The organism is Rhodococcus sp. P4_F5, from assembly GCF_056401315.1.
On the sequence record NZ_JBFUJP010000007.1, the window covers coordinates 19,397 to 45,907 of the forward strand.

The 26,511-nt window shown below is 70.5% G+C and carries 21 protein-coding genes; 5 read left to right on the top strand and 16 right to left on the bottom strand.

The window, feature by feature from the left end; genetic code table 11:
- Positions 1-16: 16 nt before the first annotated feature.
- Genes trmD through rpsP form a run of 4 tightly spaced genes read right to left on the bottom strand, consistent with a single transcriptional unit; the run spans position 17 to position 1,992 of the window.
- Entirely contained in the window at positions 17-706 is a 690-nt protein-coding gene (gene trmD / locus AC1DU4_RS05645) for a tRNA (guanosine(37)-N1)-methyltransferase TrmD (RefSeq protein WP_477838080.1), read from the bottom strand.
- A gap of 3 nt (positions 707-709) precedes the next feature.
- Positions 710-1,237 carry a ribosome maturation factor RimM gene (gene rimM / locus AC1DU4_RS05650; protein WP_477838081.1) on the bottom strand — a complete coding sequence of 176 codons (528 nt, stop codon included), beginning with the start codon at positions 1,235-1,237 and terminating at the stop codon, positions 710-712.
- Between the two features lie 51 nt (positions 1,238-1,288).
- Positions 1,289-1,531, bottom strand: coding sequence for an RNA-binding protein (locus AC1DU4_RS05655; RefSeq protein WP_072846955.1), 243 nt, complete (start codon positions 1,529-1,531; stop codon positions 1,289-1,291).
- On the bottom strand, positions 1,528-1,992 hold the full coding sequence (gene rpsP, locus AC1DU4_RS05660; protein WP_477838082.1) for a 30S ribosomal protein S16: 465 nt from the start codon (positions 1,990-1,992) through the stop codon (positions 1,528-1,530). The genes AC1DU4_RS05655 and rpsP overlap by 4 nt, the downstream gene beginning before the upstream one ends.
- A 324-nt stretch (positions 1,993-2,316) precedes the next feature.
- Here rpsP and AC1DU4_RS05665 point away from each other — a divergent pair, with 324 nt between their 5' ends.
- A complete protein-coding gene (locus AC1DU4_RS05665) occupies positions 2,317-3,210 on the top strand; it encodes an NADase-type glycan-binding domain-containing protein (protein ID WP_477838083.1) in 894 nt (297 codons plus the stop codon).
- A 26-nt stretch (positions 3,211-3,236) separates the two neighbouring features.
- On the opposite strand, the gene AC1DU4_RS05670 is transcribed toward AC1DU4_RS05665, so the two are convergent.
- The 8 genes from AC1DU4_RS05670 to AC1DU4_RS05705 form a co-directional block, all read right to left on the bottom strand.
- Entirely contained in the window at positions 3,237-4,328 is a 1,092-nt protein-coding gene (locus AC1DU4_RS05670) for an amidohydrolase family protein (protein ID WP_477838084.1), read from the bottom strand.
- A gap of 2 nt (positions 4,329-4,330) precedes the next feature.
- Positions 4,331-5,908: a signal recognition particle protein gene (ffh, locus tag AC1DU4_RS05675; protein ID WP_477838085.1), complete on the bottom strand. Its 1,578-nt coding sequence runs from the start codon at positions 5,906-5,908 to the stop codon at positions 4,331-4,333.
- A gap of 102 nt (positions 5,909-6,010) precedes the next feature.
- Complete coding sequence (locus tag AC1DU4_RS05680; RefSeq protein WP_477838086.1) at positions 6,011-8,527, bottom strand: [protein-PII] uridylyltransferase; 2,517 nt, start codon at positions 8,525-8,527, stop codon at positions 6,011-6,013.
- Positions 8,517-8,855, bottom strand: a complete 339-nt coding sequence (locus tag AC1DU4_RS05685; RefSeq protein ID WP_072846949.1) for a P-II family nitrogen regulator — start codon at positions 8,853-8,855, stop codon at positions 8,517-8,519. Before AC1DU4_RS05685 ends, AC1DU4_RS05680 begins: the two co-directional genes overlap by 11 nt.
- 5 nt (positions 8,856-8,860) lie before the next feature.
- Positions 8,861-10,168, bottom strand: coding sequence for an ammonium transporter (locus AC1DU4_RS05690; RefSeq protein WP_477838149.1), 1,308 nt, complete (start codon positions 10,166-10,168; stop codon positions 8,861-8,863).
- A 184-nt stretch (positions 10,169-10,352) separates the two neighbouring features.
- Positions 10,353-11,522, bottom strand: coding sequence for a phosphodiester glycosidase family protein (locus tag AC1DU4_RS05695; RefSeq protein ID WP_477838087.1), 1,170 nt, complete (start codon positions 11,520-11,522; stop codon positions 10,353-10,355).
- 206 nt (positions 11,523-11,728) lie between these two features.
- Positions 11,729-13,249: a signal recognition particle-docking protein FtsY gene (gene ftsY / locus AC1DU4_RS05700; protein ID WP_477838088.1), complete on the bottom strand. Its 1,521-nt coding sequence runs from the start codon at positions 13,247-13,249 to the stop codon at positions 11,729-11,731.
- 97 nt (positions 13,250-13,346) lie between these two features.
- Positions 13,347-13,979, bottom strand: a complete 633-nt coding sequence (locus AC1DU4_RS05705) for a TetR/AcrR family transcriptional regulator (protein ID WP_477838089.1) — start codon at positions 13,977-13,979, stop codon at positions 13,347-13,349.
- A 232-nt stretch (positions 13,980-14,211) separates the two neighbouring features.
- On the opposite strand from AC1DU4_RS05705, the gene AC1DU4_RS05710 reads away from it, so the two are divergent.
- The 4 genes from AC1DU4_RS05710 to AC1DU4_RS05725 are packed head-to-tail and all read left to right on the top strand — an operon-like array spanning position 14,212 to position 20,205.
- The gene (locus AC1DU4_RS05710; RefSeq protein WP_477838090.1) at positions 14,212-15,579 is read left to right on the top strand and encodes a flavin-containing monooxygenase; all 1,368 of its coding nucleotides are present in this window, start codon (positions 14,212-14,214) and stop codon (positions 15,577-15,579) included.
- A gap of 12 nt (positions 15,580-15,591) precedes the next feature.
- Positions 15,592-16,755 carry a serine hydrolase domain-containing protein gene (locus AC1DU4_RS05715; protein ID WP_477838091.1) on the top strand — a complete coding sequence of 388 codons (1,164 nt, stop codon included), beginning with the start codon at positions 15,592-15,594 and terminating at the stop codon, positions 16,753-16,755.
- Positions 16,752-18,413: a steroid-24-oyl-CoA synthetase gene (casG, locus tag AC1DU4_RS05720; protein ID WP_477838092.1), complete on the top strand. Its 1,662-nt coding sequence runs from the start codon at positions 16,752-16,754 to the stop codon at positions 18,411-18,413. Before AC1DU4_RS05715 ends, casG begins: the two co-directional genes overlap by 4 nt.
- A gap of 49 nt (positions 18,414-18,462) precedes the next feature.
- A complete protein-coding gene (locus AC1DU4_RS05725; protein ID WP_477838150.1) occupies positions 18,463-20,205 on the top strand; it encodes an N-acyl-D-amino-acid deacylase family protein in 1,743 nt (580 codons plus the stop codon).
- 79 nt (positions 20,206-20,284) lie between these two features.
- Here the strand turns inward: AC1DU4_RS05725 and AC1DU4_RS05730 are convergent, their stop codons facing one another.
- The 4 genes from AC1DU4_RS05730 to smc form a co-directional block, all read right to left on the bottom strand.
- Positions 20,285-21,106: an acyl-CoA thioesterase gene (locus AC1DU4_RS05730; protein WP_477838093.1), complete on the bottom strand. Its 822-nt coding sequence runs from the start codon at positions 21,104-21,106 to the stop codon at positions 20,285-20,287.
- 123 nt (positions 21,107-21,229) lie between these two features.
- A complete protein-coding gene (locus AC1DU4_RS05735; RefSeq protein WP_477838094.1) occupies positions 21,230-22,072 on the bottom strand; it encodes an SGNH/GDSL hydrolase family protein in 843 nt (280 codons plus the stop codon).
- Positions 22,073-22,259: 187 nt separating this feature from the next.
- Positions 22,260-22,838, bottom strand: coding sequence for a TetR/AcrR family transcriptional regulator (locus tag AC1DU4_RS05740; protein ID WP_477838095.1), 579 nt, complete (start codon positions 22,836-22,838; stop codon positions 22,260-22,262).
- A gap of 50 nt (positions 22,839-22,888) precedes the next feature.
- Entirely contained in the window at positions 22,889-26,503 is a 3,615-nt protein-coding gene (smc, locus tag AC1DU4_RS05745; RefSeq protein WP_477838096.1) for a chromosome segregation protein SMC, read from the bottom strand.
- Positions 26,504-26,511: the final 8 nt, after the last annotated feature.

Below are 26,511 nucleotides of genomic sequence, written 5' to 3' on the forward strand. Positions count from 1 at the left end.
TTGGGACGCAGTGAGCTCAGGGCAGCAGGTCGGGCCGGCGCTCCGCGGTCCGGGCGAGCGACTGCTCCCGGCGCCAGGCCTCGACGTGCGCGTGGTTCCCGGACAGCAGCACCGGGGGGACGTCCAGCCCGCGCCAGCTCACCGGACGGGTGTAGCTGGGCCCCTCGAGCAGCCCGTCGGAGAACGAATCCTCTTGGTGTGACTGCTGATTGCCGAGCACTCCCGGCAGCAGCCGGACCACGGCCTCGACCATCACCAGCACGGCGGCCTCGCCGCCGATCAGCACGTAGTCGCCGATGCTGACCTCCTCGACGCGCACCCGCCGGGCGGCGTCGTCGAAGACCCGCTGGTCGATGCCCTCGTACCGGCCGCAGGCGAAGACGAGGCGCTTCTCCCCCGCCCACCGGTGCGCGGTGGCCTGGGTGAACGGCACGCCGGCCGGGGTGGGGACCACGAGGACGACGTCGTCGTCGGGTTCGGTGCCGAGCACCTCGTCGAGCGCGTCGCCCCACACGGTCGGCTTCATGACCATGCCGGGGCCGCCACCGTACGGTGAGTCGTCGACGGCCTTGTGCACGTCGTGGGTCCAGTCCCGCAGGTCGCGGACGCCCACCGAGATCAGGCCCTTGTCGATGGCCTTGCCCAGCAGCGCCGTCCGGAGCGGTTCGAGGTACTCGGGAAAGATCGTGATGACATCGAGGCGCACGGCTTACTCCGGATCCAGAAGTCCTTCGGGAGGGTCGATCTCGATCACGCCGTCGGCAACGGACACCGACGTGACGATCGCCGCGACGAACGGGACGAGGAGCTCCCCCGCGTCCTGGCCCTCGGGGCGGACGGAGAGCAGTTCGCCCGCCGCGGAGTGCAGCACCTCGAGCACGGTGCCGACGGGGGTGCCGTCGGTCAACCGGACCGCGAGGCCCTCGAGTTCATGGTCGTAGAACTCGTCGGGGTCGTCCGAGGGCGGAAGATCCGCAGGATCGACCAGGAAGAGTGTTCCGCGCATGGCGTCGGACTTGGTCCGATCGTCGATACCGCGCAGACGCAGCAGAAGCCGCCCGGAGTGTTCCCGGGCGGCCTCCACCGTGTAACTGGTGAGTTTCTGCTCGCGGGGCTTGCGGCCGTGCAGGACTGTGCCTACGGCAAAGCGCTGATCGGGGTCGTCTGTCCGTATGTCTACGGCCAGCTCTCCCCGGATCCCGTGCGACTTGGCCACACGCCCGATGACGAGCTCCACTGATTGCTCCCGACTACTGATCTGTGTTGACTGACTACTGATCGGTGTTGATTACTGATCGGTGTCGATCACGTCGACGCGGATCCCACGGCCACCGATGCCGGTGACCAGGGTCCGCAGAGCGGTGGCGGTGCGCCCGCCACGCCCGATGACCTTGCCCAGGTCCTCGGGGTGCACGTGCACCTCCACAGTGCGCCCGCGGCGTCCGGTGTTCAGCTCCACCCGGACGTCGTCGGGATTGGCGACGATGCCGCGAACAAGATGTTCGACGGCGTCGGCGACAACGGCACTCACTTGTCAGCAGCCTCGGAATCCGCAGCGGCCTCGGCGGGCGCCTCGKCAGCAGCCTCGGCCTCGTCGGCCTTGGCAGCCTTCTTCTTCTTCGGGGTGATGGCCTCGGCCACCGGCTCGCTGTCGGCCTGCGCCAGCGCGGCCTGGAAGAGCTCGAGCTTGGACGGCTTCTCGGCCTTGAACTTCAGGGTGCCCTCGGTGCCCGGCAGGCCCTTGAACTTCTGCCAGTCACCGGTGATCTTGAGCAGGTTCTCGACCGGCTCGGTGGGCTGGGCGCCGACGCCGAGCCAGTACAGCGCGCGCTCGGAATCGATCTCGATGACCGACGGGTCTTCCTTGGGGTGGTACTTGCCGATGGTCTCGATCGCACGGCCGTTGCGGCGGGTGCGAGAGTCGGCGATGACGATGCGGTAGTGCGGGGTGCGGATCTTGCCGAGCCGCATGAGCTTGATCTTGACAGCCATTGTGAAGCCTTTCAGGTGGTCACTGCGCAATTCAGCGATGCGCAAGGCCTGCGCACCCGGTTTCGCGTTGAGGGATTGTCGTGACCGCCGCGCGGTACGTAACCGGAGACGGGCGAACAGCGGTCCATTCTGCCAGACACGGGACCCGCGCAGCGAATCGCCCGACCGCGGGGTCGGCTGCGCCGCGCCGGACCCGGATTCGCGCGGTCCCGTCAGGTCGTCGACCTAGACTTCACCGGTGCCGGACGTCGACCGGCGTAGCGCAGTGCCGCACAACCTCAGTGCCCAGACGAGACAGCCAGCCCGGACGCGAGCGGAGACCGCATGACCGACACCCCACCGTCCGACGAACCGCAGGCCCAGGCCGACAAACCCCAGGCCGAACCGCCGGCGTCCCCGGCCGCCGACCCGCCAACCGTCGCCATGCCGCCAGTCGGCCCGCCACCGGCCGGCCCGGTACCGCCTCCCCCGTTCGCCCCCGGGCCGCCGCCCCCGCTGCGGCAGCCGCTGTCCGGACGCACCTGGCTGATCCTGCTCACCTCGATCGCGGCGGCGCTCGCGCTGCTCGGCGGCGGCGGGTACCTCGTCAACCGGACGCTCGACGACCGCAACACCGACGGCTCGGCCGAACCCGACTCGGGTGGCGACTTCGCCGGGGGCGCCGAGGCCGGCGGCGGCTTCGACTTCGGGGACACGGAATCCATCGCCGTCACCCCGACCGCCGCGCTGCCCACCTGCACCACCTACCCGCCCGCGGTGGACTCCGCCGGCCGCCAGCATTCGTACGAGGCGCCCAACGCGATCGACGGCGACCTCACCACCGCGTGGCGCTGCTCGGGCACGCAGGGGCAGCGGCTGTCGATGAGCTTCGTGTGCGGGGTGCACCTCACCGCCGTCGGCATCGACCCCGGCTACGACAAGGTGGACGTCGACGGCTCGGACCGGTTCACCCAGAACCGGAAGGTCACCCGCGTCACCTGGACGTTCGACGACGGCACCAGCGTCGAGCAGCAACTGCGTCCCGAACGCGGGATCCAGACGATGCCGGTGGACACGACCACCCGGACGGCGACGATGACGGTCACCGCGACCGTCGACGGTCAGCCGGTGACCAACAAGGCCGGCGTGACGGCCGCCCCGTTCAACGACGTGACCTCGGTGAGCGAGGTGCGGTTCACCTCGCGCCCCGCGGACGGCGGCGACCCCTGCGCCAAGTAGCCGGGCCCGCCGCTCCGCGGCAACCGTCAGGCGAACCGGCCCCGCGCCCTGACCACCCGGCCGCGCAGCACCACCAGGTCGGGTGACGCGAGCACCTCCGGCCCGGTGCGCGGATCACGATCGTAGACAAGCAGATCGGCGGGAGCACCCGGCTCCAGACCCGGATGCCCCAGCCAGGCGCGAGCATCCCAGCAGGCGGCACCGAGCGCCTTCGTCGGCCCCAGGCCCACCGCGGCCAGGGCGGCCACCTCGTCGGCGATCCGGCCGTGCCGGATGGATCCGCCGGCGTCGGTGCCCGCGTAGATCGGGATGCCGGCCTCGTGGGCGGACCCGATCGTCGCGCCGACCCGCGCGTGCAGGTCCCGCATGTGCGCGGCGTACACCGGGAACCGGTCCGCCGAGTCGGCGATCTCCGGGAAGGTCGCGATGTTGATCAGCGTCGGCACCAGTGCGGTCCCCCGCTCGGCCATCGCCTCGATAGTCGAGTCGGTCAGGCCGGTGCCGTGCTCGATGCAGTCGATGCCCGCCTCGATCAGGCCGGGCAGTGCCTCCTCGCCGAAGACGTGCGCGGTCACCCGGGCACCCACCCGGTGCGCAGCGTCGATCGCCTCCTTGAGCACGGCGTCGCTCCACAGCGGCCGCAGGTCCCCCACCGAGCGGTCGATCCAGTCGCCGACGAGCTTGACCCAGCCGTCGCCGCGCAGTGCCTGCTCGGTCACGGCGGCCGGCAGCTGGGACTCGTCGTCGAGGTCGATCGGCAGGCCGCGGATGTACCGCTTGGTCATCGCGATGTGCCGACCCGCCCGGACGATCCGCGGCAGGTCCGCGCGCTGGTCGAGGTCGCGGGTGTCCACCGGCGAGCCCGCGTCGCGCAGCAGCAGCACGCCGGCGTCGCGTTCGGTCTGCGCCTGGGCGACCGTGCCCGCCTCGTCCTCGTGGCCGCCGCCGTAGCGGATCCCGACATGACAGTGCGCGTCGACCAACCCGGGCAGGATCCACCCCGACTCGGTGAGCGTCTGCGCCCCCGGAACCGGATCGGTGGAGACCACCCCGCCGTCGACCCACAGTTCGACGGGCTGCTCGTCGGGCAGCCCCAGACCCGCCAACCGCAGTGCCACGGCTAGTTCTTCGGCAGCTTCAGCTTTGAGAGGTCGAAGCCGTCGAGGCCCGGCGGCAGCTCGTCGAGCCCGGGCGGCATCTTGGACAGGTCCATTCCCGCGGGCAGGCCGGGGAAGCCGCCTGGCATGCCCGCAGGCATCCCGGGGAAACCGCCGCGGATCTTCGGCTGGGTCGGGCCCTTGCCGCCTTTCTTGCCCTTCTTGCCCTTCTTGCTGCGCTGGTTCGCCCGGGCACCGGGCATGCCCATCCGGCCGGCCATCGCGGACATCATCTTGCGAGCCTCGAAGAACCGGTCCACCAGTTGGTTGACGTCGGAGACCTTGACGCCGGAACCGTTGGCGATGCGCAGCCGACGGGAGGCGTTGATGATCTTGGGGTCCTCGCGCTCGGCCGGGGTCATGCCGCGGATGATCGCCTGCACCCGGTCGAGTTGCTTCTCGTCGACGTTGGCGAGCGCGTCCTTCATCTGGCCGGCGCCCGGCAGCATGCCCAGCAGGTTGCCGATCGGGCCCATCTTGCGCACGGCCATCATCTGCTCGAGGAAGTCCTCGAGGGTGAGCTGGCCGGAGCCGATCTTGTGCGCGGCGGCCTCTGCCTGCTTGGCGTCGAAGACCTGCTCGGCCTGCTCGATGAGGCTGAGCACGTCGCCCATGCCGAGGATCCGGCTGGCCATCCGGTCCGGGTGGAAGACGTCGAAGTCCTCGAGCTTCTCGCCGGTGGACGCGAACATGATCGGCCGGCCGGTGATCTCCCGGACACTGAGCGCGGCGCCACCGCGGGCGTCGCCGTCCAGCTTGGTGAGCACCACACCGGTGAACCCGACGCCAGCCTGGAACGCCTCCGCGGTGTGCACGGCGTCCTGACCGGTCATCGCGTCGAGCACGAACAGGATCTCGTCGGGCGCCGTGGCGTCGCGGATGCCCGCGGCCTGGCCCATCAGTTCCTCGTCGATGCCGAGCCGTCCGGCGGTGTCGACGATGACCACGTCGTGCTGCTTGGCCCGGGCCTCGGCGATGCCCTGGCGGGCCACCTCCACCGGGTCGGCCRCCGACTGGCCCAGCTCGTTGTCGCCGCCGCCGATCGAGGTGCCCGGGTGCGGCGCGAAGACCGCCGCGCCGGCCCGCTCGCCGACGATCTTCAGCTGGCTGACCGCGCCCGGACGCTGCAGGTCGCAGGCCACCAGCAGCGGCGTGTGCCCCTGCCCGGTCAGCCACTTCGCGAGCTTGCCCGCCAGCGTGGTCTTACCGGAGCCCTGCAGGCCGGCCAGCATGATGACGGTCGGCGGGTTCTTCGCGAACTGGATCCGCCGGGTCTCGCCGCCGAGGATCCCGACGAGCTCCTCGTTGACGATCTTGACGACCTGCTGTGCCGGGTTCAGCGCACCGGAGACCTCGGCGCCCTTGGCGCGTTCCTTGATCTTCGCGATGAACGACCGGACCACCGGAAGTGCGACGTCGGCCTCGAGCAGGGCGAGCCGGATCTCCCGGCAGGTCGCATCGATGTCGGCGCCCGACAGACGCCCCTTGCCCCGGAGGTCCTTGAGGGTACCGGTCAACCTGTCGGAAAGGGATTCGAACACCGATCGGGCTCCTGGCTGTTGCGGGACGTGAAACGCCGGGCGGGCTCGCCGGAAACGCATGCCGTTCCCGGCGAGACCCTCGACGCAGACTGTGCACCCAGCCTAGCTGTTCGCCCCTGCGGCCACGTCCCCGCCGTCCTTCTGTGGCGGCTGCGGCGGCACCACCGCGAGCAGCGCCGACTCCAACTCCTGTCGCACCGCCCGTGAGTCGCGGCCGCCGAGGTCCAGGCAGAAGACGTCGAGCACCGACGCACCCAGCGTCGACACCCGCGCCCACCGCACGTCGGCACCGCTGTGTTCGAGCACGCTGGCCAGCCGGCACAGCAGCCCGAGCCGGTCCTCCGCCCGCAGCTCGACGATGACCTGGCCGTCCCCCGCCTCCGCCCAGAGGATCCGCGGCGGGGCCTGCGCGAACAGCACCGGAACCGCGTCGGCGCCGCGGTCCAGGGCCTGCTCGGCCTGGGCCTGCCGTTCCTTGTCCTCGAGCATCGCGACGAGGTCCAGCTCCCCGGCCCCGGCCCGGATCAGTTCCTGCCGCAGCAGACCGGCCTGCGGCGGCGCCCCGAACCGCGGTGCCACGACAAACGTGTTCACCGCCGCGTCGCCGTGACTGCCCACCGCGGCCGAGAGCACCCGCAGCGAGTGCAGCGCCAGCACCCCCGCCGCATCCGAGAGCAGGCCCGGCGCGTCGGGCGCGACGACCGTCACCGTGTAGGTGTGTGCACCGGGCGCGGGATCGAGCAGGACGTGAACTCCGCCGGCGGTGGCCAGTTCCGCGTGCGCCGGGTCGATCGGCGGCGGCGCGGGCAGCTCGTCGCCCGCCATCAGCATCCGGCACCGCCGGACCAGCTCGCCGATCAGCGACGACTTCCACTCCCCCCACACCCCCGGGCCGGTGGCCAGCGAGTCCGCCTCCGCGAGTGCGCCCAGCAAGTCGAGCAGCACCGGGTCGCCGCCGAGCGCGTCCACCACCGTCTGCACGGTCGCCGGGTCGTCGAGGTCACGGCGGGTCGCGGTGTGCGGCAGCAGCAGGTGGTGACGGACCATCCCGCTGAGCGTCACGACGTCCGCCGGCCACAGCCCCAGCCGGTTTCCGATGGCGGTGGCCAGGTCGGCCCCGACCACGCTGTGGTCGCCGCCGCGCCCCTTGCCGATGTCGTGCAGCACCGCCCCGAGCACCAGCAGGTCGGGCCGCGAGACTCGAGTGGTGAGCGCGCTGGCGTAGCACGCCGTCTCCACCAGGTGCCGGTCCACGGTCCAGGTGTGCACGGCGTCGCGCGGCGGCAGGTCCCGCACCGCCCCCCATTCGGGCAGCAGCCGGCCCCACAGCCCGGTGCGATCGAGCGCCTCGATCACCGCGACCGTGCGCCGGCCGGAGCCGAGCACCACGAGCAGGTCCCCGAGCGCCTCCCGCGGCCACGGTTCGCGAAGCTCCGGCGCGCTGTCTGAGAGCCGGTTCAGCGTCGACGCGGAGATCGGCATCCCGGTCTGCGCGGCCGCCGCGGCGACCCGCAGGATCAGCCCCGGATCCCTCGTCGGCTTCGCGTCCCGGGCCAGGACCACCTCGCCCGCGTGCTCGACCACACCCTCGTCGAGCGGGCGCCGCACCGGCACCCGCCGCAACCGTGAGAGACCTCGGCGCGGAAGGGTGTTCGCGGCGGTGCGCAGCCCCACCTCCACCGAGTAGCTGACGGTGCGAGCCGCGTCGCTGAGCATCCGGGCCAGGTCGAAGCGGTCGCCGATCCCCAGCGCGGCGCCGATCTCGTCGGCGTCCTGGGCCCGCAGCTGGTCCCGGGCACGGCCCGCCACCCGGTGCAGTTCGGTGCGCACGTCGAGCAGCCGGTCATGGGCCAGCGCCAGCCCACCGCCCGGAGTGTCCGGGCCCAGGCCCGTCGCCGCGTCGGTGAGCTGCGCGATCGCCAGCGCGCTGAGCAGTTGGACGTCGCGGAGCCCGCCCCGCCCGTTCTTCACGTCGGGTTCGGCGCGGTGCGCGATCTCGCCGCTGCGCGCCCACCTCGCCTCGGTCAGCTCGATCAGTTCGTCGAACCGGGAACGGATCGACGCGCGCCACTGCCGTCGCACGTCCACGATCAGCCCGCCACTGAGCTCGGCGTCGCCCGCGATGTGCCGGGCCTCGAGGAGCCCGAGCGCCGCGGTCACGTCGGCCGCCGCCACCTGCAGCGCCTGCGGCACCGTGCGCACGCTGTGGTCGAGCTTGATGTGCGCGTCCCACAACGGGTACCAGAGCCGGTCCGCCACGTCCGCGACGATTCGCGGGTCCATGTCGTCGTGCAGGAGGACCAGGTCGAGGTCCGAGTACGGCAGCAGCTCGCGCCGGCCGAGCCCGCCGACCGCGACCAGCGCGAACCCGGAGTCCGGCAGGATGCCCAGCTCGGCACCCTTGGTCGTGAGCCAGAGCTCGTGCAGGTCCACCAGCGCCAGCCGCAGCGTGGCGGCGTCCAGCCGTCGAGTCCGAGAACCGCCGTCCAGCAACTTCTTCCGGGCCCTGGCCAGGTCGTCGGCGGCGGCGGTGCCCCCAGACGGGGGTGGCCCCGACCCCGCCGACGATGCAGCGGGATCGGGGCCACCCTTTCGGGACCCTGTGGGGTCAGAGCGCATCCGCGCCCCTCTCGCCCGTCCGGACTCGGATCACCGATTCGACCGGAGAGACCCAGACCTTGCCGTCGCCGATCTTCCCGGTACGCGCCGCCTCGACGATCACCTCGACGACCTTGTCGACGGCCGAGTCGTCCACGACCACCTCGACCCGGACCTTCGGCACGAAGTCGACCGAGTACTCGGCACCCCGGTACACCTCCGTGTGGCCCTTCTGGCGGCCGTACCCCTGGACCTCGCTCACGGTCATGCCCAGCACACCGGCCTGCTCCAAACCGGCCTTCACGTCCTCGAGGGTGAACGGCTTGACGATCGCAGTAATCAGCTTCATGTCTCTCATGCCTCTCTGACGCTCACACGCCCCGGTACCGAACTGCCCGCCATCGCGGCGAAGTCGTATGCGTTCTCTGCGTGCTCTGTCTCGTCCACGCCGAGAGCCTCCGCATCGTCGCTGACCCGCAGGCCGATCGTGTACTTCACGACGAGAGCAACGATGGTGGTGGCCACCAGCGAGTACAGCAGAACAGCGCCCGCGCCGACTGCTTGACGCCACAACTGGTCGAAACCCCCACCATAGAACAGGCCGTCGACGCCGGCGGGCGCCTCTGTCGTTGCGACCAGACCGACCAGCAGGGTGCCGACGAGTCCGCCCACCAGGTGGACGCCGACGACGTCGAGCGAGTCGTCGAAGCCGAACCGGAACTTGAGGCCGACTGCGAGGGCGCAGAGGGCGCCGGCGACGACACCGATGAACAGGGCCCCGAGCACGTTCACCGACGAGCAGGCCGGGGTGATCGCGACCAGTCCGGCGACGATGCCGGACGCTCCGCCCAGGGTGGTGGCGTGGCCGTCACGCAGGCGCTCGACGAGCAGCCAGGCCAGCATCGCGGCACAGGTGGCGACGACGGTGGTGATGAAGGTGGCGCCCGCGATTCCGTTGGACCCCACCGCCGATCCCGCGTTGAAGCCGAACCAGCCGAACCACAGCAGCGCCGCGCCGAGCATCACGAACGGCAGGTTGTGCGGGCGGAACGGGGTGGCCGGCCAGCCGCGGCGCTTGCCGAGGACGATCGCCAGCACCAGGCCCGCGACGCCGGCGTTGATGTGCACGGCGGTACCGCCGGCGAAGTCGATTGCCTTGAGCTGGTTCGCGATCCAGCCGCCGTTCTCGGCGGTGACACCGTCGAACGCGAACACCCAGTGCGAGACCGGGAAGTAGACGATCGTCGCCCACAGGCCGGCGAAGAGCAGCCACGGGCCGAACCGCAACCGGTCCGCCACGGCGCCGGAGATCAGCGCCACCGTGATGATCGCGAACATCGCCTGGAAGGCGACGAACACCGTCGCCGGGATGGTACCGACCAGCGGGATGGCCGCCGCGGCACCGGTACTCGCATCACCCAGGTACGAACCACCGAACAGGCCCTTGAGGCCGAAGTACTGGAACGGGTCACCGAACAGGTGACCCGTGTCCTCCCCGAAGGCCATCGAGTAGCCGTACAGGACCCAGAGGATGCCCACCACGCCCATGGCGCCGATGCTCATCATGATCATGTTCAGCACACTCTTGGCGCGAACCATGCCGCCGTAGAAGAACGCGAGTCCCGGGGTCATCAACAACACGAGCGCGGCGCTGATCAGCATCCATGCGGTGTCGCCGGTGTCCGGTGCCCCGATTGTGGGAAATTCCACGTTGAGCCTCCTCTTCTGTCGTCTCGCCGGTGCGGCTGTCGACCTAGGGAGAAGAGTGCTCAGCTGGTGTTTCGCCTGTGCCGCCGCGGTGTTTCACTCACGTGAACGCATCCCCGAAACGTGTTGCAACCAGGTTTCAGGGTGCCGTGCGCAGGCCCAGCCAACCGGGCACCCGGCGACCCTCGCCGTCCGAGCAGTACGCCCCGGGGACCTCCGCGCAGGCACCGGCCGGCGCGATCCCGGCGTTGATGCCCTGGCCCGCCCAGGTGAGCCCGGCGTTCTTGCTGAGCACCATCGCGGACGAGCCCCCGCCGTCGAGCACCACGGCCTTGTCCGAGCCGAGGGCACGGAAGAGGTCCTGGACGTTGCCGATGCTGAATCCGTCACTCTCGTTGCTGCCTCCCTGGAAGACGTACAGCTCGTCGCGGGCGGTGTTGTAACCGATCGCGGTGCGTGCGGCCTTGCGGACCGGGCTGTCGACGAACTGGAATTCCTGGCCGGGGGCGCGCAGCTTGAGGCCGCCGAAGGCGACGAATGACTTGCCGCTGAACTCGAGCTGGTTCACCAACTGCTCCGCGGCGCCGTTGTTGTGAACCGAATCGGCGTCGCGGATGTCGAAGTTCGCGTCGGTCGGCATGCCCAGGAAGCTGTCACCGATGACGAAGGTCGACAGCGGCGACCAGACCTTTCCGGCTCCGTCGCTGAGGCCTTCCTTGCCGACGTAGTAGCGGCTGCCCAGGTCGAAGATGGACGCGGCGCTGTGGGTGTCGGGGTGCGCGTCGTAGTAGGCGCCCATCGGAGAGCTGCAGCCGCTCTTCGACCAGTTGTCGCCGGCCCCCTGGGCCCGCACGTCGAAGAAGTTGGCGTTGATCGCGATGGCGGGCGAACCCATCCGTTGCCAGGCCTCGACCGGGCCGTAGAGCTCGGCGTTCTGCCGGGTGCCGTCGCCGGTGACCGCGTTGGGGTTGCCCTCGCATCGCCCGCTCGAGTCGGACAGCAGCTGCGAGACCAGCCGGGAGTGCGAGGCACCGGGGATGACGACCAGTCGGCTGTCGGTGGCCATGTCGTACGCGCGGCCGTCCGCGGTGACCATCGGGAGCCGGAAGTCGGGACCGAACTGGTAGACCACCGGACCGCCGTGGGCCGACGCGACGGCCTCRGCGAGCCGCCCCTTGGCGGCACCGAGGGGGTCGGCCTGTGCGGGCGCGGCCAGCGCCGGCGCGAGCACGCCCGCGCACATCGCCGTGGCGGCGGCAGTGGTGACGATCCGACGGCTGATCCTCGATACTGCAGCGCTCGTACGCACGTTGTCCTCTCCGGTTGCGTGAGCCCGGCCGGCCCGGCCAAATGTGGCGCAGGTCACGTCGGACGTCGCAAGTAGACAGGACTGAGATATCACTGTTATTCATTGCGGAAGTTTGTTGCGTAATCGTTACGCTAAATGGAAAACCCGCAGGACGAAACTGCCCGGCGCCGTAGGTGCGGGGCCGGGCAGTCTGGTCGACAAGCCACTCAGCCGAGCAGTGCGTCCACGAACGCGGCCGGCTCGAACGGCGCCAGATCGTCCGCACCCTCGCCCAGGCCGACGAGCTTGACCGGCACGCCCAGCTCCCGCTGGACCTGGAAGACGATGCCACCCTTGGCGGTGCCGTCGAGCTTGGTCAGCACCACACCGGTGATGTCCACGACCTCCGCGAACACCCGCGCCTGCACCAGGCCGTTCTGGCCGACGGTGGCGTCGAGCACCAGCAGCACCTCGTCCACGACGGCACGCTTCTCCACCACCCGCTTGACCTTGCCGAGTTCATCCATCAGCCCGGTCTTGGTGTGCAGGCGGCCGGCGGTGTCCACGATCACCACATCCACGCCGGTCTCGATGCCCTTGGTCACCGCGTCGAAGGCGATCGCGGCGGGGTCACCGCCCTCGGGGCCACGCACAACCTCGGCGCCAACCCGCTCCGCCCACGTCTGCAACTGGTCGGCGGCGGCAGCGCGGAAGGTGTCGGCGGCGCCGAGCAGCACCCGGCGCCCGTCGGCGACCAGGACGCGCGCGAGCTTGCCGGTACTGGTGGTCTTGCCGGTGCCGTTGACGCCGACCACCAGCAGCACACCGGGCGTCGCGTCGTGCGGAAGCGCCTTGATCGAACGGTCGAACTCGGGGTGCAGAGCGTCGATCAGGACGGTGCGCAGCAGGGCGCGGGCGTCGGCCTCGGTCTTGACGCTGCCCGCGGCCAGTTCGGCGCGCAGTCGGGTCACGATCTGCTCGGTGGTGGCGCTGCCGAGGTCCGCGATCAGCAGCGTGTCCTCGATCTCCTCCCACGAGTCCTCGTCGAGGTYGCCGCCGCCGAGCAGGCCCAGCAGGCTCTTGCCGACCGCGGACTGCGAGCGCGAGAGCCGGCCGCGCAGCCGGTCGAGCCGGCCCGCGGTGGGTTCGATCTCCTCGAGAACGGGGGCCGCGGGGGCCTCCACCTCGACCTCGGGCGCGACAACCTCGGGTGCGGGGGCCACGACCTCGGGTGCGGCCTCCGGCGCCGGTGCGGGGGCCTCGACGACCTCGGGCTCGACGGTCTCGGGCGCGGGTGCCTCGAGTGCGGGGGCCTCGAGTGCGGGGGCCTCCGGCGCCGCCTCGACCGCGGGTGCGGAGGCCTCCGGCGCCGCCTCGACCGCGGGTGCGGTCGCCTCGGGAACGACCTCGGGCTCCGGGGCGGCTACCGGCACCACGGTGGGCGCGGCCTCCGGGGCGGGCTTGGCCTCAGGAGCCGGCTTGGGTGCCGGCGCGGGCTTGGCTTCCGGAGTCGGCTTGGGTGCCGGCGCGGGCTTCGGCGGTGCGGTGGCCGTGGCCCCCTGACTGAAGCTGATCCCGCCCGCGGTCTTGTACCCGCCGGAGCGGTCCTTGGTCTCCCCCAGTTCGGGCGTCGACGGCGGCGGAAGCAGGCTGACCCGACGACGCCGGTACAGCACACCGCCCACGACGAGGGCCACGATGAGAACGGCCAGTACCGCCGCGATTGCAATCCAAGCTCCGGTAGTCACCGCCCCATCCTGTCAGGCGGAGCGCGGCGGCACGAAGCCGCGGCCGACCCGGGTTCGGCAACTCCCCGGCTGATCGGCGACCGGCACGGACCGTCGTCTACCGAGCGGCGGGCGCCGACAACGCGGGGAACCAGATGTCCGTCAGGACCTCCACCGCACGCTCGGCGGAGACGTCGATCGTTCCCAGCATCGCCCACCGGGTGAAGAACCGTTCGAGTTGGGTCACGAGGAGTTCGACGCGCAGGCGGGCCTCGTCACGCTGACCCTCCGGCCAGCGCGCGAGGTAGCTCGTCATCGAATTCGGGAGGGCGAGGATTCCGTCTCGGGCGATCGCACGGAACTCGGGCTCGAGCGCCGTCGCCTCGTCCCAGGCCGGGAGCATCTCCTTGTACTGGTGGAACCACTCGATGGCCCGGGTGATCCAGTCCGCGAACTCGGCGCGCGATCCGGTCTCGAGCACCCGGTCGAGGTCTTGATAGAAGGCCAGCGCGCTCGGTGCCAGACCCTCCTGGGCCAACTCCAGCAGGAWCTCCACCTTGCCCGAGAAGTGCAGGTAGAAGGTCGCCCGGCTGCATCCGACGTCGGCGGCGATGTCGTCGACCGTCACCGCCGCGTACCCCCGGGCGGCGAAGAGCCCACGTGCCGACTCCACCAGCCGGGCGCGGGTTGCCCGCTTCTGCTCGGCTCGCAGCGTGCCGCGCCGGCTGCCGGTACCTGTCGCATTGCTCACTGCATCCACCACCAATCGAAGGTTACTCGCGGCTCGGACAGTCGCCGTACCGCAACAAAATCAACTTTACGTCATTCACTTGACAGTCCGTCAGTCAAAGATATTCTATGTCGTAGGTCACATCGAGTCGCATGTGCCGCAACAGTCACAGTCGAAGTTCTCCCCGCACCACGCCGCGACCACCGGGAAGACACGAGACGGCGGCCCACCGACCCCGGCAGAAAGAGAAGCCATGCACTCCCCGAACTTGCCTCGCGTCTGCATCATCGGCGCCGGTCCGTCAGGAATCACCACCGCCAAGCGCCTCCAGGAGTTCGGCATCCCGTTCGACTGCTTCGAGGCCTCCGACGAGGTCGGCGGGAACTGGTACTACAAGAACCCGAACGGCATGTCGGCCTGCTACCAGAGCCTGCACATCGACACCTCGAAGTGGCGCCTCGCCTTCGAGGACTTCCCGGTGCCCGCCGACTGGCCCGACTTCCCGCACCACTCGCAGCTGTTCGAGTACTTCAAGGACTACGTCGACCACTTCGGCCTGCGGGAGAAGATCACGTTCAACACCTCCGTCGAGCGGGCGGAGCGCGACGACGACGGCCTGTGGACCGTCACGCTGTCCACCGGCGAGGCGCGCACCTACGACGCGCTGATCGTGTGCAACGGCCACCACTGGGACCCGCGGACCCCGGACTACCCCGGCGAGTTCGACGGCACGCTGATCCACAGCCACGAGTACAACGACCCGTTCGATCCGGTCGACATGCGCGGCAAGAACGTCGTGGTGGTCGGGATGGGCAACTCCGGCCTCGACATCGCCTCCGAGCTCTCGCAGCGCTTCCTGGCCAAGACACTGACCGTCTCCGCCCGCCGCGGCGTCTGGGTGCTGCCGAAGTACCTCAAGGGCAAGGCCGGCGACAAGATGTCGATGCCCGCCTGGATGCCACGCCCGCTGGCCCTGGCGCTGCAACGGCGCTTCCTGGACAAGAACCTCGGCACCATGGAGGGCTACGGCCTGCCCAAGCCCGACCACCTGCCCTTCCAGGCGCACCCGTCCGCGAGCGGCGAGTTCCTCGGCAAGGCGGGCTCGGGCGACATCGCGTTCAAGCCGGCGATCGCCGCGTTGGAAGGCAAGCAGGTGCGCTTCACCGACGGAAGCACCCTGGATGTCGACGTGATCGTCTGCGCCACCGGTTACCACATCAGCTTCCCGTTCTTCACCGATCCGAACCTGTTGCCCGACAGCGAGAACCGCTTCCCGCTGTTCAAGCGGATGATGAAGCCCGACATCGACAATCTGTTCTTCATGGGCCTCGCGCAGCCGATGCCGACCCTGGTGAACTTTGCCGAGCAGCAGAGCAAGCTCGTCGCCGCCTACCTCGCGGGCAAGTACCTGCCGCCGGCCCCCAGCGAGATGGGCGCCGTCCTCGCCGCCGACGAGGAGTACTACCTCAAGCCGTACTACAAGTCCCCCAGGCACACCATCCAGTGCGAGTTCGACCCGTACGTGCGCAACCTGAAGAAGGAAATCGTCAGCGGCGGCAAGCGCGCCCAGGCCGCCGGCAACACCCTGCCCGTGCCAGCCCGTGCCATGCAGAACGTGTGAGAGGACAACGACATGACACTGACACAGGGATTCTGCGCGGAGGGCTTCGAGCCGGTCCGCGAGGCACTCGAACAGCAGCTCGCGTCGGGTGAGGAGCTAGGGGCGTCGATCTGCGTGACCCTCGACGGGCAGCCGGTCGTCGACGTCTGGGGCGGCTACGCCGACCAGGAGCAGACCACGCCGTGGGCCGAGGACACGATCGTCAACGTCTTCTCGCTCACCAAGACGATGACGGCGCTGTCCGCGCTGCTCCTCGTCGATCGCGGCGAGATCGACGTCTACCAGAAGGTCTCGCACTACTGGCCCGAGTTCGCGGCAAACGGCAAGGCGGACATCGAGGTTCGGCACCTGCTCTCGCACACCTCCGGCGTGTCCGGCTGGGAGCGGCCGATCGAACTCGAGGACATCTACGACACCGAGGCCGCCAGCGCCCGGCTGGCCACGCAGGCGCCCTGGTGGGAGCCGGGCACCGCGTCGGGCTACCAGGCGCTGAACTACGGGCACCTGGTCGGCGAGGTGATCCGGCGAGTGGACGGCCGCAGCCTGGGCCGCTTCTTCGCCGAGGAGCTGGCGGGACCGCTGGGGGCCGACTTCCACATCGGCACCGGCCCCGAGCACTTCGGCCGGATCGCCCCGATGATCCCGGCGCCGGCAATCGACTTCGACATGTCCACGCTCGACCAGGACAGCATCCTGGTCAAGTCGGTGACCAGCCCGTGGCTCGACCTGGAGAAGGTCAACACCGCCGACTGGCGGCAGGCGGAGCTCGGCGCCATGAACGGTCACGGCAACGCGCGCTCGGTCGCCCGCCTGCAGTCGCTGATCTCCTGCGGCGGCGAACTGGACGGCACACGTCTGCTCTCCCAGGCCACCATCGACCTGATCTTCGAGCAGCAGGCCGACGGCATCGACCTGGCCATCCTCACCCCGCTGCGGTTCGGCATCGGCTACGGTCTCCCCCACCCGGACACCGCCCCGCTGGTGCGCGACGGCCGGGTGTGCTGGTGGGCCGGCTTCGGCGGGTCGATGCTCGTCAACGACCTCGACAACCGGCTCACCTTCGCCTACACGATGAACAAGATGGCGCCTGGGCTGATCGGCTCCGACCGCAGCGACGCCTACCTGCACGCCACCAACGACGCCGTTCACGCGGCACGGAAAGAGGTTTCCCGGTGACCAATTCTGTTGACCCCCAGGCATACATCGCCTCCGTGATGGCGGGCCTCACCGGCCCGGGCGGGCGGTTCGAACTCGGCGTGGAGAACGTGCTCGGTGCCGACATCCCGATCATGAAGAACCGCGACCGTGCCCTCGGTGACGTGCTGGCGAACTCGCTGGCCTACGGCGACCGCGACTACCTCGTCACCGAGGACACCCGGATGAGCTACGCCCAGCACGGGGCCGCGGTGGCCGCGCTCGCCACCGCCCTGCGGGAGCGCTACGGCGTCGGCAAGGGCGACCGGATCGGCATCCTGGCCGCGAACTCCCCCGAGTGGCTCGTCACCTTCTGGGCGGCGCAGACGCTCGGCGCGATCGCAGTCGGATTCAACGCCTGGTGGGCGCCGCGTGAGGTCGAGTACGGCGTCGGGCACACCACGCCCGCCGTCGTGGTCGCCGACGTCAAGCGCGCCGCCGTGCTCGCGGGCCTCGACGTGGACACCACGGTGCTCACCATGGAGGAGGACCTGCCCCGGCTGTTCACCGAGTTCGCCGGTGCCGAGCTGCCGACCACCGAGGTGGCCGAGGACGACCCGGCGGTGATCCTCTACACCAGCGGGACCAGCGGCCGCCCCAAGGGCGCCGTGCACTCGCACCGGAACGTGCTCGCGACCATCGACTACCACCGGTTCAGCGACGCACTCGCCGCCGCGTTCACCGGCGGCGACCCGAACTCCGACGCCCCGAGCGACCGGCGGTACCTGCTCACCTCGCCGCTGTTCCACATCGCCAGCCTGCACAACCTGGCCGTCCCGCGGCTCGCCACGGGCGGCGCGGTGGTGATCTACCAGGGCTCGTTCGACGTGGACAGGATGCTCCGGCTGGTCGAGCGCGAACGCGTGACCAACTGGGCCGCCGTCCCCACGATGGCCAATCGCCTGCTCGAGCACGAGGACCTCTCGCGCTACGACCTCTCCTCCGTCACCGCGTTCGCGCTGTCGGCGGCGCCGTCGTCCGCGGCGTTCCAGGACCGGCTCCGTGAGAAGGTGCCGTTCGCACGCAACTCGCTCGTCGACAGCTACGGCCAGACCGAGAGTGCCACCGCGATCTCCGTCGCCACGCCCCTTGACCTCGCACACTTCCCCGGCACCCTCGGCCGACCCATCATCGGGGTCGCCGTGGAGGTCCGGGATCCGTTCGGGGAGAAGGTCGCCGACGGGGTGGAGGGTGAGATCTGCGCGCGCAGCCCCTACGTGATGCTCGGCTACTGGGAAAACCCCGAGGCCACCGCCGCGGCGATCAGCGAGGACCGCTGGCTGCGCACCGGCGACTTCGGCGTGATCGAGAACGGCATGGTCCGGCTCACCGGGCGACGATCGGACCTGATCCTGCGCGGCGGCGAGAACGTGTACCCGATGGAGATCGAGCAGTGCCTCGACGAGCACCCCGAGGTGCTCGAGTGCGTCGTGCTCGGCGTGGACCACGCCGACCTCGGCCAGGAGGTGGCCGTGGTGGTGGTCGCGCGGTCCGACGACGCCGTCACGGAGGAGGAACTGCGGGCGTTCGCCAGTGAACGCCTCGCCTACTTCAAGGTCCCGGCACAGTGGCGGATCACCACCGTCCCGCTGCCGCGCAACGCGACCGGAAAGACGATGCGCACCAAGGTGACCGTCTGATGGTCCCCCAGTCGGCAATCGAAGAAGTTCGAGAATGGAAGACTCTGCCATGAGCTACGACGTGATCATCAAGAACGGCCGGTGGTTCGACGGCACCGGCGCGAAGTCCGTGACCCGCAACCTCGGCATCCGGGACGGGCGGGTGGCGGTCGTCTCGGTCGACCCGCTCGACGAGGCGGACTGCCCGCAGGTTCTCGACGCGGCCGGGAAGTGGGTCATGCCCGGCATGGTCGACATCCACACCCACTACGACGTCGAGGTCATCCTCAGCCCGGGTCTGAAGGAGTCGGTGCGCCACGGCGTCACCTCGATCTTCCTGGGGTCGTGCTCGCTGTCGGCCGTCCACGCCGGCCCCTCCGACGCGGGCGACCTGTTCGGCCGGGTCGAGGCCATCCCGCGCAAACACGTGGTCGACACGCTCACCGAGTCCAAGACCTGGACCTCGGCGCACGAGTACGTCGAGGCGATCGAGGCGCTGCCGTTGGGCCCGAACGTGGCCTCCTTCATCGGCCACTCGGACATCCGGGCCGCGCAGATGGGCCTGGACCGGTCGACCCGCAAGGACGTCAAGCCCACCCCCGCCGAACTCGACGCGATGGCAGCCAAGCTCGAGGAGGCGCTCGACGCGGGCTTCATCGGCATGTCCTCGCAGGAACTGCTCTTCGACAAGCTCGACGGCGAGGTGTGCAGGTCCAGGACCCTGCCCTCGACGTACTCGACGCGGCAGGAACGTCGCCGGCTGACGGCGATCCTGCGTCGACGGGGCCGGGCGTTGCAGGCCGGCCCCGACGTGGGCCGCCCGCAGACCATGGTCGCGTTGGCCCTGAGCAGCACCGGGCTCTTCCGGCGCCCGTTGAAGGTCTCCCTGCTCTCGGCCGCCGACGTAAAAGCGATTCCGGCTGTGGCACAGATCTTCCCGGCGATGGCGCGGGCGGTCAACGCGATGCGCGGCAACTTCCGGTGGCAGCACCTTCCCGTCCCGTTCGAGGTGTACTCCGACGGCATCGACCTGCCGGTGTTCGAGGAGTTCGGGTCCGGGGCCGCGGCGCTGGACCTGTCCAACCAGCTCGAGGCGCGCAGCGCGCTGCTGGCCGACGAGGCCTACCGCCGCCGGTTCCGCAAGGACTACGACAAGAAGTACGGTCCGCGGGTCTGGCATCGCGACTTCTTCGACGCCGAGATCGTCGAGTGCCCGGACGATTCCGTGATCGGCAAGACCTTCGGTCAGGTCGGGGTCGAGCGGGGTGGGGTGCACCCGGTGGACGCCTTCCTCGACCTGGTGGTCGAGTACGGCACCAAGGTTCGATGGMGCACCACGATCTCGAACCACCGTCCCGAGGTGCTCAACAAGTTCGCGTCCGATCCCGGTGTGCAGCTGGGCTTCTCCGACGCGGGCGCGCACCTGCGCAACATGGCGTTCTACAACTTCGGCCTCCGCCTGCTGCGTCGCGTCCGCGACGCCGAGCAGGCGGGAACTCCGTTCATGACCACGGAACAGGCGGTGCACCGGCTCACCGGCGAGCTCGCCGACTGGTACGGGCTCGACGCCGGACACCTGCGCGAGGGTGACCGGGCCGACGTGGTGGTGCTCGACCCGGAGCATCTCGACGCCTCACTCGACGCCTATGCCGAGTGCCCGGTCCCGGAGTACGACGGGCTTTCCAGAATGGTCAACCGGAACGACGATGCGGTGTCGGCGGTGTTCGTCGGCGGCGAATGCGTCGTCCGAGACGGGCAGCCGACGCCCGTGCTCGGCACCAAGCGGACGGGACGGTTCCTGCGCGCCGGATAGCCGGCGGACGGACGGGCGGTTGCCGGGGCATGGACCGAGGGGTCAGGCCCGGGCAACCGCCCTTTTTCGTCGGTCGAGGTCAGTCCTTGAAGTACACGAGCTGGTGCGCGGTGGCCAGCAGCACACCGTCTCGTCCCCACAGTTCCGCGGACTGGTCGAAGTAGCCCTTGCCGAACCGTTGCGCGCGGGCCGAGCCGAGCACCGCGGCATCCGCCTGCTCGGCGAGCGCCGCCGCGTCGGCGTGGAAGTACACGGTCAACGTGACGGTGCCGGCCGGCATGAACTTCCCGCGGCGCAGGAACACCCGGGGGAAGAAGACGTCGCTCATGGCCGTCAGCGCGGGGAAGTCGAGCGACCGGGCCGGGGTGTCGCGCACCCACAGCGTGGAGGTGGAGGTCGGATGCTCGACCGATTCCAGCTTCGGGATTCCGCCCTCGACGAACCGCATCTCGTAGTTGCGGGCCCAGGCGATGAAGTCCGGGAATGAGTCGGGCGCAACGGAATCCGGATCGGGAACCGCCGGGATCGTGATCTCGTCGGACGACCAGGTGTCGCGGCGGGTGCCGAACACCGCGGTCGCGGTGGTCGCGACGACCCCGTCCTGGGTCAGCTCGAGCGCCCAGTGCTGGGTCGACCGGTTGGTCCGCACCGGCCGGGCGGAGATGTCGAACGGGCCCTCGGCCACGGGTCCGGCGAAGTTGACCGTCAACGACAGCGGGTCGCCGAGCCGGTCCGGGTGCTGCTGCACCGCCCGCACCAGCGCCGCGGCGGTGATGCCGCCGAACGGGCCGACCATGTTGGCGTAGTCCGCGGACGTGTGCCCGGCGAAACGACCGTCGCCGACCGGGGTCAGGCCGACGGCGTCGTCGAACGGATGTGACGGTGCGACGGTCTCGCTCACAGTGGGCTCCTCACGGGTTGGCAGATCATGTCCGATTATGAAGGCAGACACGATCGACACGAATTCGCCCCGGCTTCCGGTCCGAGGGAACCGGGAGCCAGGGCGAACCGCCGACCGGGCGGACTACTGCCCGATCGCCGCCAGCACCTGGTCGGCGAGCGCACGCTCACCGGCGGTGTTCGGGTGCACCGGAACCGGCTGGTTGGCGAAGAGCATCGGCTCGACCAGACGCTCGGCGGGTGACTTGCAGCCGTCGCGACCCTCGGAGACCTGCGACATGTCGACGAAGGTCGAGTCGGTCTCTGCGGCGGCGCGCTTGATCGCGTCGTTCAGTGAGGCCTGCATGTCACGCAGGTAGCTGACATCGCCCTCGGCCAGCGGCATCTGGGGCGAGCAACCGCCGCTCGCGGGCACCAGCCACGGGTAGCCGGCGATGACGACCTGGGCGCGCGGCGACTTGGCGTGGATGTCCCGCAGCGCGGTGACCAGCGCGGGGTAGGTCTCGTTGACGATCGGATCGGTCAGGCTGGCGCCGGCCTGCACTCGGCAGGGCTCGAACACGCCGGGGTTCGACACCATTGCGCCGATGCAGGTGACCATCGCCTCAGCGAAGGTGTTGTTGTTGTTGCCGCCGATCATCAGGGTGACCAGTTCCGTCGTGGGCGTGAGCGCCTCGAACTGTGGCCGGGTGCTCTCGTACTGCGCCTCGTAGAAGTCCTGCGTCTTCGCGCCGCCGCAGCTGACGTCGGTCAGCCGGTAGCCACGCTCCGCTGCCACGATGTGCGCGAAGTTCTGCTCGGACTGCCAGCACTCGAGTGGCGTCCCGGGCGCGATCGGCGAGACGCCGGATCCGGCGCTGAAGCTGTCGCCGAGATTGACGTATTCGAGGCCGGGCGCAGGGTCCGCCGATGCGGACGCGCCCGATGCGACACCCGTCACCGCGGCCAGCACCCCCACGGTCGCCACAAGCCGCCTCACTCCAGTCTTCAACCCCACAGTTGTCTCCCCTTGGTCGTTGCGCCCGTTTCGTGCCGGGAGCGCCAGGGCCGTCCGGCCCGTGACACCAGTCACAATTCAGAAACCGTATACCGCTCAGTGTTCAATCACAAGGGTGTGATTCCGGGCCGACTCTTCGCACAGGGCGCGGGACTCGTCAGGCCTCGGTACGGCCGGCGATCTGATTCCAGAACTGCTCGATCTGCCCCGCCATGTCGATTGTCGGGTCGAGCAGCCATCGCACCTGCAACCCGTCCGCGAGCGCCACCAACGCTGTGGCCGTAGAGGTTACGTCGATGTCGGGCGCGAGGGACCCGGAATCCTGCATCGCGCGCAGAGCCCCCGCGAGCAGTTCGGTGAGAATGCGGTACCGGTCGAGCATGAACTGGTGGGCGGGATGCTGCGGGTTGGACGCCTCCACGGACATGTAGGCGAAGAGCTCGACCAGACCGGGCACTTCGGCGTTCTTTCGCATCACCTCGACGAACGCCTCCACCGGGTGCCGGCCACACGGAGCCGCGGCATCCACCTCGTCACGCTTGCGGAGCACCGCGATGAACAGCTCTTCCTTGGAGCCGAAGTAGTGCAGGATGCCCGTCTGGCTCAGCCCGACCGCGGCGGCCAGTTCACTGACCGATGTCGCCCGGTAGCCGCGTTCGGCGATCACGTGCAGTGCGGCGTCGAGAATCTGCTCGCGCCGCTCGATGCCTTTCGCATAGGAACCTCGTTTTGCCACCCGTCAAGCTTAGGGGCAGTGAACGGACCGCTCGCACGAGTCCAATGTGCCTACTCAGCCACCGGTTCCGGCACGGCGAGGTTCTGACCCCGCAGCCGCTGGGAGATCACCTGGGTGATGCCGTCACCTCGCATGCTCACCCCGTACAGCGCGTCCGCGACCTCCATCGTCGGCTTCTGGTGGGTGATGACGATCAGCTGCGACTTCTCCCGCAGCTGCTCGAACAGCCCGATCAGCCGGCGCAGGTTGGTGTCGTCCAGCGCGGCCTCCACCTCGTCCATCACGTAGAACGGGGACGGCCGGGCCCGGAAGATGGCCACGAGCATCGCGACCGCGGTCAACGACTTCTCCCCGCCGGAGAGCAGCGAGAGCCGCTTGACCTTCTTGCCGGGTGGGCGGGCCTCGACCTCGATGCCGGTGGTGAGCATGTCGCTCGGATCGGTCAGCACCAGCCGGCCCTCGCCGCCGGGGAACAGCTTCGCGAACACACCGACGAACTCGCGTTCCACGTCCGCGTACGCCTCGGTGAACACCTGCAGGATCCGGGCGTCCACGTCCGCCACCACCCCGAGCAGGTCCTTGCGGGCGTTCTTGACGTCCTCGAGTTGGGTGGACAGGAAGTTGTACCGCTCCTCGAGCGCGGCGAACTCCTCGAGCGCCAGCGGGTTGACCTTGCCGAGGGTGGCCAGGTCCTTCTCCGCGAGCTTGAGCCGGCGCTCCTGGGTGGCGCGGTCGTACGGCATCGGCGCCGGCGCGACCACCTGCTCACCCCGCTCGCGGGCCTGCTCGTACTCGGCCACCTCGAGCGCCGACGGCGGCAGCGGCACCTCCGGCCCGTACTCGGCGACCAGGTCGTCGAGGCCGATGCCGTGCTGCTCGGCGATGGTCTGCTCGAGCTGTTCGATCCGCAGCGCGGCCTGCGCCCGGGCCACCTCGTCGCGGTGCACCGCGTCGGTCAGGGCGGTCATCTGGGCGGTGTACTGACGGACCCGTTCCTTCACCGTCTCGAGTTGCCCGCTGCGCTCGGCGCGTTGGCGGGTCAGCTCGTCGCGGTGCGCCGCGGCCGCGGCGACCACCGTCTCGAGGTGCGCGGCCACCCGTTGCCCCGACTCCGCCACGGCCGCCGCGACGGCCGCCGCGTTCTGCCTGGCGGCCATCGCCCGCTCCGCCCGCGCCCGGGCCTCACGCTCGGCCTGCGCCGCGCGACGCAGCGAGTCCGCCTTGCCCCGCACCGACTCGGCTCGTTCCTCCGCCGTGCGCAGCGTCAGCCGGGCCTCCACCTCGAAGGCCCGCACCTCCGCCAGCGCGGCGGACGCCGCCTCGCGGTCCTCGGAGCTCGGGTCCCCGGCCGCGGCGCCACCCGGGTCGGACTGCTCGCGCTGGGCGAGCGCGAGACGCTCCTCGAGTTCCCGCAGCGCCTCGACCGACTCCTCGCGTCCGGCCTCCGCCGCGATGCGCTGGGCCGCGAGCCGCTCCGACTCCGCGTGCGCGGCACGGGCCACCTGGCCCAACCGGCCGAGCTGCTCGTAGATCGCGGACATCGCCGCGTCGGACTCGTTCAGCGCGGCCAGGGCCTGCTCGGCGTGCTCGGCCCGGTCGGCCTGCTCGGCCTCCGCCCCGGCGAGCGCGGCCGTCAGCTCCTCGGCCCGGCGTTCGGCGTCGGCCAAGGCCGAGGTCGACGCGTCGATGGCGGACTGCACCTCGAGCGTGGAGGGCCGCCGGTCGGATCCGCCCGTGATCCACCCCGCCCCGAGCAGGTCGCCGTCGAGGGTGACCGCGCTCAGATGCGGCTGCGCGGCAACAAGATCCGCGGCAGCGGCCAGGTCGTCGACCACCGCCACGGCGCCGAGCAACGCGCCCAACGCGCCGCGCATCGAGTCCGGGTACTCCACCAGGTCCAGCGCGGGATGCGCACTGACCGGCAACGCCGCGACCACCGCGACCGGCGCCGGGGCGCCCCCGGCGACCAGCGCGGCCCGTCCCCCGTCGGCCTGCTTGAGCGCCGCCACCGCGGACCGGGCGTCGGCGACGGAGCCCGCGGCGATGGCGTCGGCCGCCGGACCGAGCGCGGCGGCGATCGCCACCTCGAAACCGGTCCTGATCCGCAGCAACCCGGCCAGCGGCCCGATCAGTCCGTCGCCGGACCGGTGCTCGACCAGCCACGCGGCGCCGTCCTTCTGCTGCAGGCCGATCGACAGCGCCTCGATCCGCGCCCGCAGCGAGACCACCTCCTGCCCGGCGGCACGCTCGGCGTCCTTCAGCTCGGTGACCCGCGCGGTCGCGGCGGCCAGCGCGGCGACGGCCCGCTCGTTGTGGGCGTCGAGCCCGAACTCGCCGGCGTCGAGGTCGCCGATCCGGTCCTGCACGCTCTCGAACTCCGCCTGCGCGGCGTCACCTCGGGCGCGGGCGTCCTCGATTGCCACCGAGAGCCGCGCGACCTCGGCGTCGATGGAGTCGCCCCTGGTGCGCAACGTGTCCACCTGCCCGGAGAGCCGGGCGAGACCCTCACGCCGGTCCGCGATGGCGCGGACCGCGGCCAGGTGGGCCCGTTCGGCGGCCGCGGACGCCTCCTCGTACTCGGCGAGCTGCTCGCGCGCCGCATCGAGGGTGGCCCGGGCGATCTCGAGCGCCTCGACCAGCTCGGCCTCCTCGGCCGCCACCCGCTCCGCCTGCGCCTCGAGCTGGTCGGGGTCCTGGCCGCGGCCGACGGCGGGCGCGCTGTCGAGGTGCCGCGCGCGTTCGGTGGCGATCCGAATGGTCGCGTTGACGCGTTCGGCCAGCGCCGAGAGCCGGAACCAGGTCTGACCGGCGGCCTCGGCGCCCGGCGTGAGCCGTGCCAGGGCGTGCTCGTGGGCGCCGAGTTCCGCGGACGCCGCCTCGAGTTCGGCCTGCACGTGCTCCTGCTGGGCGCGGGCCATCGCCTCGCCCTGGGCCTGGGTGGCCAGTTCGCCGCGGCGGGTGACCAGGTCGTCCGCGACCAGCCGCAGCCGGGCGTCGCGCAGGTCGGCCTGGACGGTCTGGGCCCGGCGCGCGACCTCGGCCTGCCGGCTCAGCGGCTTGAGCTGTCGGCGCAGTTCCGCGGTGAGGTCGCCGAGGCGGGCCAGGTTGGCCTGCATGGYGTCCAGCTTGCGGACGGCCTTCTCCTTGCGCTTGCGGTGCTTGAGGACTCCCGCGGCCTCCTCGATGAAGGACCGGCGGTCCTCGGGGCGGGACTCGAGGATCGCGGCGAGCCGGCCCTGCCCGACGATGACGTGCATCTCGCGGCCGATGCCGGAGTCGCTGAGCAGTTCCTGCACGTCCATCAGCCGGCAGGAGGTGCCGTTGATCTCGTACTCGCCGGCACCGTTACGGAACATCCGCCGGGTGATGGACACCTCGGAGTACTCGATGGGCAGCGCGCCGTCGGAGTTGTCGATCGTGAGCGTCACCTCGGCCCGGCCGAGCGGGGCCCGGCCAGAGGTGCCGGCGAAGATGACGTCCTCCATCTTTCCGCCGCGCAGCGCCTTGGCGCCCTGCTCCCCCATCACCCAGGTCAACGCGTCGACGACGTTGGACTTGCCGGAACCGTTGGGACCCACCACGCAGGTGATCCCAGGCTCGAAACGAAGAGTCGTCGCGGAGGCGAAGGACTTGAAGCCCTTCAGCGTCAGACTCTTGAGATGCATGACGAATG

Excerpts from the sequence above, each read along its gene's own strand:
- AC1DU4_RS05680 (WP_477838086.1), bottom strand. The coding sequence starts at position 8,527 with ATGCGCTCTGACCCCACAGGGTCCCGAAAGGGTGGCCCCGATCCCGCT.
- AC1DU4_RS05665 (WP_477838083.1), top strand. The coding sequence starts at position 2,317 with ATGACCGACACCCCACCGTCCGACGAACCGCAGGCCCAGGCCGACAAA.
- AC1DU4_RS05715 (WP_477838091.1), top strand. The coding sequence starts at position 15,592 with ATGACACTGACACAGGGATTCTGCGCGGAGGGCTTCGAGCCGGTCCGC.
- AC1DU4_RS05710 (WP_477838090.1), top strand. The coding sequence starts at position 14,212 with ATGCACTCCCCGAACTTGCCTCGCGTCTGCATCATCGGCGCCGGTCCG.
- AC1DU4_RS05685 (WP_072846949.1), bottom strand. The coding sequence starts at position 8,855 with ATGAAGCTGATTACTGCGATCGTCAAGCCGTTCACCCTCGAGGACGTG.
- AC1DU4_RS05690 (WP_477838149.1), bottom strand. The coding sequence starts at position 10,168 with ATGCTGATCAGCGCCGCGCTCGTGTTGTTGATGACCCCGGGACTCGCG.